The 14682-nt window shown below is 70.1% G+C and carries 9 protein-coding genes and 3 pseudogenes; 10 read left to right on the plus strand and 2 right to left on the minus strand.

Annotation, left to right across the window (positions count from 1 at the left end):
- Positions 1–92: 92 nt before the first annotated feature.
- The 10 genes and pseudogenes from ABZS71_RS13135 to ABZS71_RS13180 form a co-directional block, all read left to right on the plus strand.
- A pseudogene (locus tag ABZS71_RS13135) lies at positions 93–506 on the plus strand (aminoglycoside phosphotransferase family protein); the annotation flags it as partial.
- A gap of 46 nt (positions 507–552) precedes the next feature.
- Positions 553–1005 (plus strand): helix-turn-helix transcriptional regulator, encoded by a 453-nt coding sequence (locus tag ABZS71_RS13140; protein ID WP_356209572.1) that lies wholly within the window; start codon positions 553–555, stop codon positions 1003–1005.
- 12 nt (positions 1006–1017) lie between these two features.
- Positions 1018–2040: a helix-turn-helix domain-containing protein gene (locus tag ABZS71_RS13145; RefSeq protein WP_356209576.1), complete on the plus strand. Its 1023-nt coding sequence runs from the start codon at positions 1018–1020 to the stop codon at positions 2038–2040.
- A 407-nt stretch (positions 2041–2447) separates the two neighbouring features.
- On the plus strand, positions 2448–2999 hold the full coding sequence (locus ABZS71_RS13150; RefSeq protein ID WP_356209578.1) for a hypothetical protein: 552 nt from the start codon (positions 2448–2450) through the stop codon (positions 2997–2999).
- A gap of 129 nt (positions 3000–3128) precedes the next feature.
- Positions 3129–3555, plus strand: a pseudogene (locus ABZS71_RS13155) (L-serine ammonia-lyase, iron-sulfur-dependent, subunit alpha); the annotation flags it as partial.
- Positions 3556–3801: 246 nt separating this feature from the next.
- Positions 3802–4587 (plus strand): transporter substrate-binding domain-containing protein, encoded by a 786-nt coding sequence (locus tag ABZS71_RS13160; RefSeq protein ID WP_356209580.1) that lies wholly within the window; start codon positions 3802–3804, stop codon positions 4585–4587.
- A gap of 30 nt (positions 4588–4617) precedes the next feature.
- Positions 4618–4830: pseudogene (locus tag ABZS71_RS13165) on the plus strand (DUF6003 family protein); the annotation flags it as partial.
- Positions 4831–5163: 333 nt separating this feature from the next.
- Positions 5164–5892 (plus strand): type 1 glutamine amidotransferase domain-containing protein, encoded by a 729-nt coding sequence (locus ABZS71_RS13170; protein ID WP_356209582.1) that lies wholly within the window; start codon positions 5164–5166, stop codon positions 5890–5892.
- 527 nt (positions 5893–6419) lie between these two features.
- The gene (locus ABZS71_RS13175; protein WP_356209584.1) at positions 6420–6776 is read left to right on the plus strand and encodes a hypothetical protein; all 357 of its coding nucleotides are present in this window, start codon (positions 6420–6422) and stop codon (positions 6774–6776) included.
- 287 nt (positions 6777–7063) lie between these two features.
- Positions 7064–9046 (plus strand): HEXXH motif domain-containing protein, encoded by a 1983-nt coding sequence (locus tag ABZS71_RS13180; RefSeq protein WP_356209834.1) that lies wholly within the window; start codon positions 7064–7066, stop codon positions 9044–9046.
- 31 nt (positions 9047–9077) lie between these two features.
- Here the strand turns inward: ABZS71_RS13180 and fxsT are convergent, their stop codons facing one another.
- Entirely contained in the window at positions 9078–13598 is a 4521-nt protein-coding gene (gene fxsT, locus ABZS71_RS13185; RefSeq protein ID WP_356209586.1) for an FxSxx-COOH system tetratricopeptide repeat protein, read from the minus strand.
- The gene (locus ABZS71_RS13190; protein ID WP_356209588.1) at positions 13591–14652 is read right to left on the minus strand and encodes a MoxR family ATPase; all 1062 of its coding nucleotides are present in this window, start codon (positions 14650–14652) and stop codon (positions 13591–13593) included. Before ABZS71_RS13190 ends, fxsT begins: the two co-directional genes overlap by 8 nt.
- Between the last annotated feature and the right edge of the window lie 30 nt (positions 14653–14682).

Genomic DNA, 14682 nt, shown 5'->3' on the forward strand with positions numbered 1-14682 from the left:
TCAAGCCGAAGCCCTCACGCTTTGGTGACGTGACGGACTTTCCCGGTCGAAATGCCCGGAATGCTGAGAGCCGCTGAGGCTCTGAGCAACGGCTGCGGAGCCTCGGTGACATCGCCACCGAGATGCCGGAGCAGGTGCCGCAGGCGGTGACGGCCCTGGCCCACCCCGCCGATCAGCCGCTCCTGCGTGGCCGGGCGTCGCCGGTGGCCGAGCTGGTCGGCGAGCCCGGCGACCGGATGCTGCACTGGGATCTGAACGACGACAACGTCCTCGCCGCGGAGCGCGAGCCGTGGCTCGCCATCGACCCCGAGCCGCTCGCCGGGGATCCCGGCTTCGATCTGTGGCCCGCCCTGGACAGCCGGTGCGACGACTTCGTCGCGAAGGGCGACCCCCTGCGCGTGGTGCGGCGCCGCTTCGACCTGCTGACCGAGGTCCTCGACCTGGACCGCCGGCGTGCGACCGGCTGGACCCTGGGGCGGCTGTTGCGGAACTCGCTGTGGGACATGAGGACGGCGAGACCGCATTCGCCGGTCCCAGGTCGCCGTCGCGAAGGTGGACGCCGCGGCCGAACTGCTGAGACAGCAGGCCGAGGCGGGCGCGCTGGACCGTCAGGCCTGCGCGCTCGTGCTGGAGGCGGCGGGGCTGCCGCGGCCACAGCTCGGGTTCCCCGCAGGACTGACCGAACGCGAGGTTGATGTGCTCAGGTTGGCCGCTCGAGGGCTGAGCAACAAGGAGATCGGCGCGCAGCTCGCGATTTCCGGTCGGACCATCGACAACGACACGAACCGCCTTGCCTCGGGAGATCTCCCCGGCAGCAAGGTCGTGGCGGCGCTCTACGACAGGCTCGGCCGCGGAGATGTTCCCGGTCTGCTGGAGAACCTTGACGAGGGCATCGAGTGGGTTGTGCCGGCAGGGGCGAGGGAACGGGTGAGGTTGGCGACGGCGGCCTTGAGGGACGAGACGGGATCCGATGCTGGCGACAATGGTGTTCGGGATGCTGACTGAGAAGGAGCCGACGTGCTGGTCACAGAGTTCTCTACGAGCTACTTGCCTGCGGCGGAACGATTCGACCACTGGTGCGGTCTGACGGCCGACACGCTGATCCCCAATACACTGGGCAGTGATCACGCCTCGGATTTCGAGGCGGAGCTGAGGCTGCTGGACCTCGGCTTGGTGCAGATCTCCGCGCTGAGGTATCCGCCGCTGGAGACGCACCGACCCGCGAAGCTGATCCGGCGGTCCGATCCCGAGGTCTGCCAACTCATGCTGAACCTGCGCGGAGGCCACCGGCTCATCCAGGCAGGCCTCGACACGACAAGCTCTGCGGGCGAGCTGATGCTCTACGACACCTCGCGGCCCTGGCACGGCTGGGCAACAGCGGCGACCGGCAGCGTGGAGGGCATCATGGTGCAGTTTCCCCGGCAACTCCTGCCGTTGCCGCAGGGCAAGATCCGCTCCCTGACCGCCGTCCGGTTGTCCGGCCGCGAGGGCATGGGCGCGCTGCTGGCCGGTTTCCTCAGGCAGATGGCCGCCGATGCCGCCTCGTACACCGTGGCGGACACCTCACGGTTGGCGACCATCACCATCGACCTGCTGGCCGCCGTGTGCGCTCACCATCTCGACACGGAACGACATCTGCCGCCCGAGACCCATCACCACGTCCTGCTTTTGCGCATCCGCGCGTTCATCGAACAGCACCTCGGCAAGCCCGGCCTCACCCCGGCTATGGTCGCCGCCGCCCACAACATCTCCACCCGTCACCTGCACCGCCTCTTCCAGACCCAGGGTCTGACTGTCGCCGGCTTGATACGCCAACGCCGGCTGGAGAACTGCCGCCGAGAGCTGACCGACCCCCACCACAACCACCGCACGATCCAGGCCATCGCGGCCGGCTGGGGTTTTGCTGACAAGGCCCATTTCAGCCGCCTATTCCTCGCTACCTTCGGCATGGCTCCCAGCCATTACCGCCACCTGCACAAGGCGAGTGGGACGGCGGCCATCGTCAACCGCAGGGCGCTGACGGACAACGACATCTCTTGAGGTTCCCGACATGCTCGCTGAGTCAGGATCACCACGGCGTGCGAAGCGGGGCAGGCGTCTCGCAGCCGTGGACAGCAGCATGGCCCGGGGTGGTTCGCGCGCTCGAAATCTGTGTGAGGACCTGTGGCGACAAGGGCCGGGATCAAGATCGGAACAGCACGCAAGCAGGCTGCGGTGGCCCGGAAGCCCGCGACCCTGCTCGGGGCCACCGCACCGCCGCTGCACCCTGCGACGGTGTTCCCTGCACCGACAACTTCGATGCCGTGGAGAAATTGAGTCAGCCCGGAGGAGCGCCCCCAAGGCAGGTGACCCAGGGGGTGGTGTCCACGCCAGGCCGACCATCGCCTGACCTTCGACGCCGCATCAGTGGCACGACAAATGACCCTGTTCCAAGGAGAAATGACCCAATGTCAACAGACCTGGTCCGGCCGCGAGTGGCCGCCGCCGCGCAGGAACGGGGGCTGGGCCGCGAGATCGCAGCCCGGGAGGTCCCGGGGCGCCCCGTCTCCATGGCCCGGGGGCTGATCCTCACCGGTCTGGCTGCCCTGCCCCTGAGTGGATTGCTGATGTGGGTCGTTGGGACGACCGGCCTGAGGTTCCTCGTCATCGTCCCGCTGGCCGTGCTGGCCTACGGCCTCGTCGCGCCGGTGATGGGCGTGAGGACGCTGATCCGGCAGCCGCAGAGCTGGTACGTCTTCGATGGCGGCTTGGTGAGATACAAGGGGGGCAAGTTGCTGGTGCTGCCCTGGGGGGACATTGCCTCGCTCACGAGGCGGCGGGTGGGCCGGGAGGTCAAGCTTCTCGATGTGAAGGCCGACAACCTCAAGGGCTACCACGTCAGGACCCGCACCGGCGACAAGGCCGTGATAGATGCCTACGACCACGTGGAGGAGCAGGCCCGGTTCTGCGCCGCGCTGGAACAGACCGCGCAGCTGGCCCGGATCACGATCACGGGCTGACGGGGTACCGCGGGCCGCGTCGACTGGGCGCCGGGCCGGAGCCGCGCGGGGCACTCTTCTCGTTTCGGGCTCTTATGTGAGGACCGATTGCCGGGAGTGTGGTGGTCGTCCGCGTGCCGATGAGGAGGGGTGGTCCGGTTCCTCCTCGCGGCGGGCGCGATCGGCATGTTCGTCAAGGAGAATGCTTCCATCTCCGGTGCCGAGGCCGGCTGCCAGGGCGAGGTCGGCTCCGCCTGCTCCATGGGCGCCGGCGGCCTCGCCGAGGTGCTGGGCGGCTCCCCCGAACGAGAACGCCGCCGAGCTCGGCATGGAACACAACCTCGGCCTCACCTGCGACCCGGCCGGCGGCCTCGTCCGGATTCCCTGTGGCGAGCGCAATGGCATGGCCTCGGTCAAGGCGGTCACGGCCGCTCGGATGGCCCCGCACGGCGACGGCCCCCACCGTGGCTCCCTCGAAGGTCATCAAGACCTGAAGGAGACGGGCGCCGATACGAAGGTCACGTACAAGACGGCCCGCGGCGGACACGTGGTCCATCATTCAGTGCTGCGCGGATAGGCCCCTGACCCGCTCCGGGAGGTTCCCGGGGGCGGTGCACGCAAATGCCTTGGAGGTACGAAGATGAAAGCACGGACGATCGCGGGGAGTGTGCTGACGGCGGGGTCCTTGATCCTCGTCAGCGCCTGCGGAGGCGGTTCGGACGGTGGCTCGGGAGGCTCTGCGGGCGGGGATGGCACGGGAAAGAGCCACAGCCCGGCCGCGTCGACGGCGTCCCCCTCGGTTTCGGCGTCGCCCGCTCGCCCGATGGCGAAGATGCCGGCGGGCACCGAGCTGGCGCTGGCTCACAAGGGCCGGCTGACCGTCTGCAGGGGGACGGCCCAGGCGCCCTTCCTTGAGACCACCGACACCTCGCAGAGCGTCGACGGCAGCGAGATCGGCCGTATCAAGGGCTTCGACGTCGAGATGCTCTCGCGGATCGGTGACCGGATCAGCATCCCGCCCGAGTTCGACAGCACCCCCCCGATCGACCAGGTGCTCGACGGGACCGTGCTGAACAGGAAGGTGTGTGACGTGGTTGGCGGCATCTCGCCGGACTCGCCGTCGGCGTTTCCTCAGATGTCGTTGAGTGTCCCCTACTTCACGAAGAAGACGGCGATCCTCGTCAAGGGCGACAAGCGCTACACCTCGCTCGACCAGCTGGCCGGCAAGCAGGTCGGCACGACGAGGTCGTCCGGACTTCCGGACGATCTGGACACCTACAACACCAAGCACAGCAAGAAGATCGTGGTGAAGCGCTTCGACTCCCCCGAGGCAGTGGTGTTCATGCTGCTCGCCGGGCAGGTCGACGCGGTCGTCATCGGCAACGCGGTGGCGAAGAACGCCGTGGCGGAGCACAAGGACGAGGACCTGCATGTCACCGCCGAGTTCGGCAAGGCGTACCAGGCCCGGTTCGCGGTGCGGAAGGGCAATACGGCGTTGTTGCGGCAGATCAACGCGGCGCTTGCCGACGCGGGCCGCAACGGCCAGTATGCGAAGTCGTACCGGCTGTGGTTCGGTGAGGAACCACCATCGGTGCCGACCGCAGGCTGAGCCGCCGACCGGGGCAGCAGGCTGAGGCCGCTGCCCGGCGCGGCGCGCGGCAGGCCCGCGACGAATGCGGTACTCGGAGCCGCCCGCGTACGCGCCTGCTCCCTTGCCCCCGCGGCCGAGCTCGAGGTGCAGTTGCGCGCCTTCCGGCACACCAACGCCGACCGTGAACGCCTCATCAGCCGGGCCCTGGCCGGCGGCATCCCCGTCCACCGCATCGCCGAACTGACCGGGCTGGATTCCACAGAGATCGCCGAGGGTGGCCGGTCCCTGACGGTGGTGGTACCGCTCGTGACAGCGGTGCCGTTCCTGTCGGGCGGTCCCGTGGCGTCCGGTGGCGCGGCACCCGCCCGTGGGACGGCCCACCGGTTACGGGGGGCGACCGCCGCGGTCTACCGCCGTGGTCCGAGGTGCGGAAACCGGGGTACAAGGCTCTGCTCGCTGGTGAGCAGACTCCACCTCCGCCCAGCAGCTGGTGCGCTCCGGAAACAGGTTCTGCGAGCCGGCGGGGGAGCTGCTATGAATGGAAAGGCGGGCCGCCGCGGCGGCCCGACCGCAGCCACAGCGAAGGGACGCGCCATGGCCAAGCCACCGTCCTATGCCCTGTTCGTCGTCTCCGCGGCCTCCTACTGGACACTCAAGGACGGCACAAGGCACCCGACGGGCTTCTGGGCCGAGGAGCTGGTCGTACCGCACCGGATCCTCAGTGATGCGGGCTACGACATCACCATCTCGACGCCGGGCGGCGTTCCGCCGACGGTGGACCGGGCAAGCCTGATGCTGGAATTCAACGACGGCGACAAGGACAAGGTCGACGCCCTGACCGACTACCTCGCCTCGATCGGCGCTCCCCTTGAGAGCCCTGCCCGTCTGGAGGACGTGGCGGCGGACGAGAGCATCTACGACGTGATCTTCTATCCCGGCGGCCACGGCCCCATGGAGGACTTGGCCGTCAACGAGACGTCCGGGGACCTGCTGACGCGTCGACTGGATTCGGGGCGCCTGCTCGCGCTGCTGTGCCACGCGCCCGCTGCGCTGCTCCCCGCCAAGCGTCCCAACGGCGACTGGCCGTTCCGGGGCTATCTGATGACCGCGTTCACCAATGCTGAGGAGGAGGCTGTGGGCCTGGCCTCCAAGGCGAAGTGGCTGCTCCAGGACCGCCTGGTGGAGAAGGGTGCGGATTTCGACGAAGGGGCGCCCTGGCTTGCCCACGTCGTCGACGATCGCAACCTGCACACCGGACAGAACCCGGCCTCCTCCGAACTCCTCGCCAACAAACTGGTCCGGGTGCTGGAGCAGAGCCGCTGACGTCCGCGCAAGGCCACCGTCCGCTGTGAGGACCCCCGTACCGGTATCTGCGCCGCGTCCCCTCGCCGAGCGCTGCGGCGTTCCGCTGCTGGCCCGATCGACCAGCGAGCCCGTGAGCTGGGCCGATGATGTATCAAGATCCGCGTGGCGATCAGGTAGAGCATGCGAACAAGCACGAGCGCCCTCCTGCCGCGCAACCCTTGGGCCCGTCACCCCAGGTCAGGACCGGTGAAGCCATGCGGGAGCGCTACGGGGCGCGCAATCCGGCCACGACGGGCGCGGCTCCGGGTGCTGCCTTCGCGGGCCACTTCGTGCCGCGGGACGCGGTCTGCGGTCTTGCAACACGTTCGCGTGAGGAGAAACGAGCCAGTCGAGGACCCTTGCCCAAGGTCAGGCGGAGCGGCCGGAAGTCATGAGCAGTGAACCTTCCGGGCACTCGATTCCCACCGCGAATCCGCAGGTCAAGGCAGGTGGACCGGGTTCGGGGAGGGTATAATGCGTGCCTGGGCGTCGGAGGGGGCGAACGGATGCCTGAGTGGGGACGTGGACAGGGGCAGGGCCCGGAGCCGCCCGCGAGGCCGGGCGGCAGGCCGGGCCTCGACCAGCGCAAGCGGCTGGTTCTGGCGCTGGAGGCGGTCCCGGTGATGGCCGACCCGGCCGCACGCGGTCAGGTCCTCGGACTGCTCCCGTCCGAGATCCACGGCAGCCTGCCCCGATCGCCGATCACCCGGGTGGACTTGGTGGGCGTGGTGGAGACCTGCCTGGCCTTTCCCGACGGTCTCACCCAGCTGTGGAAGGCCGTCAACGTGGTGGACTCCGGGTCGTACGCGCTGCGGGAGCTGGCCGGGATTCTGGCCGAGATGCCCGGGTTCGACGGTGGTTGAACGGCGACCAGGTTGAAAAGGTGTCCGAGACGCGGGCTACCCGTCGGTCCTGTGCTGGGACATGATGGGTGAACGGGAGGAGTCAAGGCCCGGAATCGGGGAGGTCATCGCGGGATGGATCGTCCTGGGACCGTCATCGAGTCGGAACTGCTCGATCTGACGGGCGTCAGTTTTGAGAACCTGCGCGCACGATGCGGTCTCGAGTGGGATCAGATCGAACAGCGGCTGTTGCGGCAGCTCTGCGGCCCAGCCTCTGTCTCCGCTGACACCAATCCCAGTTGGACCATGTGACGCCTGTCGGCAGCGGCGGCCAATCACCCTTCGGGCAGCACCGTCCTCCGGTTTCGGCGCGCGCCCCGCGGCATGGGCTTCCCCCACGCCACTTCGACGCCCTGGCCGCCGGTGGCGGCGGGGCGGCGGTCATCGCCCACCTCTGGGACGCGGAGCGCAGCCATCGGCTGCTTCTCCTGGGACTTCTCATGACCATGGCGGCCGATCGTCCGGATGCCGTCGGCCCTCTGGCGCACCTCGAACACGCATGGGAGCTGCTCAGCGCGGCCGAGCGGCAGAGCCGCGCGGTGACCGACGACATCCTGCTGGTTCCCGAAACCGGCGTCTGGCTCCAGCACACACTGCGCCGATTACGAGGGGGCCGGGCTCCGCTGGACGAGGATCCACCCCTGTGGGTGGACACCGGGCATCTGCACCTCATCGCCGCGGCTTCCGCGGTACGCACCGGCCTGTCCTTCTCCCTCCGCCTCCCCTCCCGTGCGGGGGCGGTCTGGCTTCCCTCGCTGGGACGCGCCACCCTGCCCGGCGTATCGGGCTCGAGGGCCGTGCAGGCGGGCTTCGACGGGGACGCGCTGACCCTCCGCCACGGCGGCGAAACGCTCCGGGTGCCCTTTTCCTCCCGGCGGGCCGTCCCCGGATGGCAGCCACCGGCCAGCCTCGCACTCGAACTCCCCGAGGGGCCCATGGAGGTCCACCTCAGCGACCTCAGCCCCTATCGCATCCTTCCCGCGGACTCCGCCGGACAGCGCTCACCCTCGTCGGACGAGCGAGCCGACCATTGGGCCGAGCTGCTGGGAAGCGCCTGGCCCCTGTTGCGGCGCGCCGATCCGCAGGCGGCCGAGGATGTCGCCGCCTGCCTCCGCTCCATCGAGCCGCTGCCCCCATCGACGCCCTTCCGCTGGCACAGTGCCACGATGGGTGACGGCATGGGCGGTCTGGCCGCCTCGGCGCCGACGGGATCGGAGACCGCTGGCGCGCCCCAGTTCGCGGCGATCCTCACCCATGAGGTCCAGCACAGCAAACTTAGCGCCCTGATGCACATGTACTCACTGCACACGCAGGAGAACCAGCAGCGGCTGTACGCGCCGTGGCGCGACGATCCGCGGCCGCTGCGCGGGATGTTGCACGGGGTCTACGCCTTCACCGCGGTGGCCCGGTTCTGGCGCGGGCATGTGCTCAACGGCGGTGCGCCCCCGGACGAGGCGGCGCTGGCCCATTTCGAGTTCGCTCTGCGCAGGGACCAGTTGCTGCGGGTGCTGCCCTCGCTGTGCGAGGACCCGGAGCTGACCCGGCTCGGCCGTCGGCTGCTGGGGCAGCTGACCGAGACCGTATCGGACTGGACGGACGCCTCCGTCCCCAAGGCGCATGTCATCGAGGCCGAGCGGGCGGCCGACGACCACGCGGTGAGCTGGCGGCTGCACCACCTCGCACCGGATCCCTCGCTGGTGGCGGAGATGGCCCACCACTGGATCACGGGTGGCCGCACCGGCCGTCCGGTTCCGCGCATCACTCCGTGGCGCGGCTGCCCGGCGCCCCGCCTGGTGCCGGACCCCACCGCCCGGAACCTGGACGCTCGGGCCGTACTGGTGCGGATGCGGCTGATGGAACCCGCGCTCGCGAAGCTCCGGGCGGCTCCCGAACGCCTCGGCGTGACCGTCGAGGGCGCCAGGCCCGCCGACCTTCTTCTCGTCTCCGGGGATGTCATCGCCGCGCGGGAGCTGTACGCACAGGAGATCAGCGCCGGGCCGGGCGCGGCGCCCGGCGGTGGCGCGGTCTTCCACTCCACCGCCGGCGCCTGGGCGGGCCTTCGCCTCGCCCTGGACGTCTCCCGCGCGCACCAGGCGGCCGGCCGGGCACTGCTTCAGTATCCGGAACTGGTCCGTGCGGTGCACCGGGCGATCGGGGACGCGACGGGAGAGTCGGCGGATCCCGTCGCGGTCGCCGCGTGGGTCGGCCGTACGGCCGAAGCGCCGGCCTGAGACCGGCGCTTCGGCCCGCCGCGGGTGCGCCTCAGAGCGGCATGGGGTCGGCATCGCAGTTGGCACGCCGCCAGGCCGCCGCGTCGGCGCAGGCGGGATGGCCTTCGCCCAGTTTGGCCTGGAGTTCCTTGACCGCCACGGTGTGCAGGGTCTCGGCCTCGTCGCTCCGGCGCAGCGCCCTGAGATCACAGGCCAGGTTGCCCATCACGACCAGCGCCGTCGGGTGCGTCTCGCCCAGGGTGCTCTTGACCACCTCGAGGTTGCCGCGGTCGAGTTCGGCGGCTGCGGCGGCATCGCCCTGCGCGAACATGTCACTGGCCAGGTTGGCGGAAGCGATCAGCACATAGGGATGGCTGTCGCCGAGGGCCTCACGGGCCCGCCTGAGCGCCGACTCGTTGATGGTGCGAGCCGTGTCCACCTTGTTGAGCAGCCGCAGGGTGATGGCCAGGTCCACATCGGCGGCGGTGGTGTCCGGGTGGCCCTCGCCGAAAACCTCCTTGTACAGCTCCCTGGTCGACTGCCCCAGCCGCATGGCCTCGTCCAGGGCGCCCATCTGCCGTAGATCCACGGAGAGGTTGAGGGAGGCGATCAAGGAGTCCGGACTCCGCTCGCCATATCGCTCGGTGAGGGCCTTGCGCACAGGCCTGCTGAGCTCGATCGCTCCGGGGTGGTCTCCCGCCTTGCGCCGGGAGACCCCCAGCCGCCCCACCGTCCGCAGCGTGTTCGGGTTCATCTCGCCGAAGACCCGGCGGAACTTCTCAACCAGTTCCTCGAACATCCGCGCGGCCAAGTCGTAGTCGCCCGCCTCGCGCCGGTCGAGCGCCAGACCCATCTCGGAGAGCAGGCTGTCGTACGCCTCCTCGCCATACAGCAGGACATTGCGCCGATAGGTCTCCTGGTCGAGATCCAACGCGCGCTGGAACCGGCCGAAGGCCCGAAGGGCGACGGCCATGTTGTGGGCGTGGATCAGCGTCAGCGGGTCCTCGTCGCCGTACGCCCGCACGGCCCGCTCGTACACCTCCTCGGCGATCTCCAGCGATCCCCGGAAGTCACCCTGGGCACGGCGGTCGGCGGCCACCTGACCGAGGGTGGAGAGAAGTTCCTCCTCCGCGTCGGAGCCGAGCTCCCGCACCTCTGCCAGCATGCGCTCGCTCAGTTCCGCGGCCTCCGCGTAGCGGCCCATCCGCCACAGCACGTACCACAGATCGCGGCAGAGCAGCAGGGTGTGCTGATCGCCTTCACCGTGCTTCTCCTTCCAGATGTCGTACGTCTGCTGGCCGAAGTCACGTGCGGCCTCGTGGTCGCCCCAGAAGTAGAGGTACTGCGCGATGTTGATGATCATCTGCCGCGCGTTGCGGGAGTCCGACTCCACGGCCTCGGAGACCACCACGTGCGGATACAGGTCGGCGAACCGCCCCCAGTGCTCGGGGTCGCGGGGGTCGCGCGGGGCGTTGGCGGCCAGCAGCATATGGGCGCCGCGCCGCATGCGCTCGCGCTGCTCCTCGGTCATCCGGGCGATCAGCACGGCCTGCACCAGGCGGTGCATCTGGATGGAGTTGTTGCGGTGGTCGATCTTGGCCAGGGAGTAGCGGTTGATCTCCCGGATGGCACGGCCCAGCCGCAGCGGGTCGGTCAGCGCCCGGTCCAGGTCCGGGGCGATGGGCTCGACGGCGGCGCCGGAGAACAGCGACCGTGCCACCGGCTCGGACGCGAAGTACGCACAGATCTGGAGCAGTTGCAGGGCCGCCGGGTTCTTGCTCGCCAGATGGTCCAACGAGACGTTCCAGGCGGTGGCCACCGTCTGCTCGTACTGGGTCGGCGGCGACACCGACATCAGCTCGGCCCGCTTCTCCTCGAAGAGCCGCAGGTACTCCGCGGCCGGCATTCCGGTCTCTGCGCGCCACGCCGATGCCTGCTCGACCGCCAGCGGCAGATCGCCGAGGACCTCCGCGAGCTGGTCTGCCTCCCCGTCGGGGAGGTCGGGGTTGCGGCGCTGCAGGAGCTGGATGCTCTCGGAGCGTTCGAACACATCCACCTCCAGCGGATGGGCCAGCGTATTCCACTGCGGGTTGCGGGAGGTGACCAGGATGGACCCGGAGGGACCGCCCTCCGGGCTGCTCGGGAAGAATTCCTGCACCGATTCCGGACTTTCCGCGTTGTCGAATACCAGCAGCCAATTGCCGTAGGGGTTCCCGGTGCGCAGCGCCTCCAGGACCGCGGGGACCGCGGTGATGGCCTCGCCGGTCACCGGCAGGCGCAGCCGCTGGGCGAGTTCCACCAGCGCCTGGGCGATCTGGGTGGGCCGCTCCGCCGGAATCCACCAGACGACGTCGTACCGGGAAGCATGTCGATAAACGTATTCCAGGGCCAGTTGGGATTTGCCGACACCGCCCATGCCGTGCAGCGCATGCGGAAGCACTGCGGTCGGGCCGTCACTGAGATCACGCTCCAGGCGCTCCAGCAGATCCTCACGCCCGGTGAAGACGAGGTTCCGCGGGGGCATGTTTCCCCAAATGGCGGGGCGCATCGACGGTCCGGAGGAGCCTCGATCGAGCGTCGCGCCCGATTCCGGCGTCGTCGCGCCCTGGGAAACCGCGGTCACAGTCGTACCTCCTCGAAGTGCACCGTCGCCGCCTGCACCTCCCTGCTGCGAAGGGACAGGCGTCTCGGGCGTTCCTGGAATATTCACTGTGGCAGGGCCTTCGTTGTGTTCGGCAGGGTTACTCTCTCCGCGCGCCGTTGGGTCAATCTTCTGATCCGATGAAGCACAGGCGGTGCGGATGACTCGCTGAATTCGGCGGGCGCGGCGCAAATGGGTCCCGGACAGTGCCTCCAGGACGGCGTGTTCGATTTCTCGGAAATGCAGGTTCTCCCCGGTGACCTCGGGCTCTCCGGGGACGTCCTCGCCGCTGAGGTGGATGAGCAGCTCGCGGGCGGCACCGCTGTGCGGCGCCAGGATCTCCGCAGCGATTCTGGACGCCAGTTCGGTCGCCTGCCGGGTGCTCGAAGCGAGCAGTTCCTCACGCACTCCCTGACGGAAGAGAAAGGAGTGCCCGCCGCTCCCCGGCATGGGTTCGACAAGATCACTCATAAAGAACTCAGCCAGATGGGCCGGGCCCGTTCGGGGGAGGGTGCGGCGCTGTACGGCGTACATGACGGGGAGGTCGAGCGGGACCGCGGCCAGCCGGGTGGAGAGGGAGAAAGCCTCCGGTGAGGCCCACACCCGGAAGCGGGCGACGCGCTCCGCGGCGCCGGCAGGGGTCCCGGCGTACCCCGGCCGTGGGGAGGGGGCTTCTGATCGGCGCGGGAGCACGAGGAGGGCGGCCACCTCGGTCCAGCGGGGCCCTTTCCCGGCGATGAAGCGGGCCCAGGGGGCGATCCACTCGTCGGCGATCTCCAGGACGGGCACGGGGACCGGGCGCCGACCGGCGAGCGCTTCCGTGGAGGGTGCAGCGATGGGGGGCTCGGTGAACTCCCAGTCGATCCGGGCGCCCCCAGCCCAGGGACCGGAGGCGCGCAGCCGGACCCGCCGCGGGTCGAGGGCGGTGCGGTGCCACAGCCGCTGCGGCAGCGTGTGGAGTACGGCCACCGGCTGATGGCGGCCCCACACGGCCAGCGCCTCCTGCACGGCACCCGCGCGCCAGGCGGGGGCGAGGCCGTCGGTGAGGAGGAGGACGATCCTGCGCCCGGTGGGGTCGACCAGGCTCCTCGGCGGCTGGGGCCTCGACCGGCGGTTGGGGCCCCGCAGGACGACCCCGTCCGGGCGGTCGGAGCGGGTGTCCAGGAAGCGAAGCCGCAGATCTCGGAAGCCGCCGTGGCGGCGCAGCGTCGCCGCGAAGCGCCGGGCGAGGGCGGCCCAGAGCATCATGTGCGGGCCCGCGTCCACCACCAGGACCGCGTCCCAGCGGGGCTCGGTGCTCGGGCCCATCACGGGGGGCAGGCCGGAGGCCTCGGCCAGCCGCTCGGCGGTCGCCTCCTCGTCCAGCTCCTGGTAGTGCGTCGACCGGATCCGCTGGCGGAGGGGGCGTAACGCGTCCCCCACCCAGGCCCTGTGGAGGCCGTCGGCCGCCTTGGCTCGTGGCCAAGGCCGCCGCCAGGCCCGGTCGGTGGATGAGGCAGGTCCCCTGGGCGCGGGGTCATCGGCGGGGCGGGGCGCCGGCGGTTGCGGGGGCCCGGGCGGTGGGAGGCGTGCCGGTGAGTGGTGAGCAGGTGGTTCGCTGTCGTCGCCCGTCGGCGATGTGGTGTCGGCTGCCGACCGTTCACGGCTGGGTGGCTGGTCTTCGTCCCCTGCGTCCGATGGCCGAGCGCCCGGCGGCGGGACCTCGGGCTCCGGTCTCGGCGCGGCGGGCTGCGGCTCCCCGGGGGCCGGTGGCTCATCAGGTTCCGATGGCCCGGCCAGCTCCGGGTGGTGATGGGCCAGCCACAGCGCGTCCGCCACCTCCCACCACCGCAGCCCGCCGACGGGCAGGCGTCCGTGGTCCGGGGAGGTGGCAGGGCCTTCCGCCGTACCATCCGCCCCGGTCCACTCGGGTACCGACGGGCATTCAGGCACTCGGTTCCGCCCCGTCGGCGCGTACGTCGGTACTCAGGGGATGCCAGATCGCGCCGAGGACGGCCCGCCACTCGGCGTCGTCGCCCTCGGCGTGCGTGTACGCGCCGGAGGTTGCCAGGTGGGCGGCGTTGAGCAGCTGATCGGCCGCCAGGCCGTTCACCTGCTCGCTGCGCATCATGAAGTGCCGTACCAGCCTGTCGTGCATGTCCCCCAGCTGGTCGGCGAAGTGCGCGGCGACCAGCTCGCCCAGTGCCTCCGGGCCGGGGTCCGGTATATCCAATCGGAGGCAGCGGCGCATAAACGCCTCCGGGAACTCGCGCTCCCCATTGGAGGTCATGATGACCAGGGGGAATGACCGAGTTGTGACAAGACCTCCCGCAATGGGAGCGGTTCTGCCCGGATCCGCGGTGTGGACGATCACTTCGGGGGACTGGCGCTTCACCCGTACGAGTGGTGGCACGGCGTACCAGCCGTCCTCGAAGAGCGTGAGCAGGTCGTTCGGGAGGTCGGCGTCGCCCTTGTCGAGCTCATCGATGAGCAGGATCCTCGGTAAGCGATGGGGGAGCAGCGCGGTGCCCAGCGGGCCGAGCTGGATGAACTCACCGATGTCCACGCGGGCTTCGTCGCAGGAAGCTGTGCCTCCGTCGGAGCTGTCCGCCGCGCCGCTCGGCTGCCGTGCCGCGTACCACGCCTGACCCGCCTGCGCGCGGCCGATCACATCGTATTCGAAGAGCCCCGAGGCGAGGGTCGTCCGGGAGGTGACGGGCCACTGGAGCACCCGGCCCAGCCGCAGCTCACGGGCGATGCGATAGGCGAGGGTGGACTTGCCCACGCCGGGGCGGCCGGTGACGAGCAGCGGGCGCCGCAGCAGGATCGCGGCGTTGACCAGACGGACTTCCTCCGCCGAGGGCCTGCGCACCGCACCGACCGGGCCGAGCCGCCGGTCGGCCTCGTCGTCGTCGGGCGGCTGGGGCAGACAGGGCTCGCCCTGGAAGGTCCGCCAGCGCGGCCCCTCCGGCCACTGACGCTCCTCGTACGGGGCATCGGGCAGCACCGCTCCCGTCCCTTGGTACAGGAGTTCGCT

It is taken from the genome of Streptomyces sp. NPDC005393 (assembly GCF_040606675.1).
Classification (GTDB): Bacteria; Actinomycetota; Actinomycetes; order Streptomycetales; family Streptomycetaceae; genus Streptomyces.

Coding starts and splice junctions, on each gene's coding strand:
- ABZS71_RS13150 (WP_356209578.1), top strand. CDS start 2,448: ATGTCAACAGACCTGGTCCGGCCGCGAGTGGCCGCCGCCGCGCAGGAA.
- ABZS71_RS13160 (WP_356209580.1), top strand. CDS start 3,802: ATGGCGAAGATGCCGGCGGGCACCGAGCTGGCGCTGGCTCACAAGGGC.
- ABZS71_RS13170 (WP_356209582.1), top strand. CDS start 5,164: ATGGCCAAGCCACCGTCCTATGCCCTGTTCGTCGTCTCCGCGGCCTCC.
- ABZS71_RS13175 (WP_356209584.1), top strand. CDS start 6,420: ATGCCTGAGTGGGGACGTGGACAGGGGCAGGGCCCGGAGCCGCCCGCG.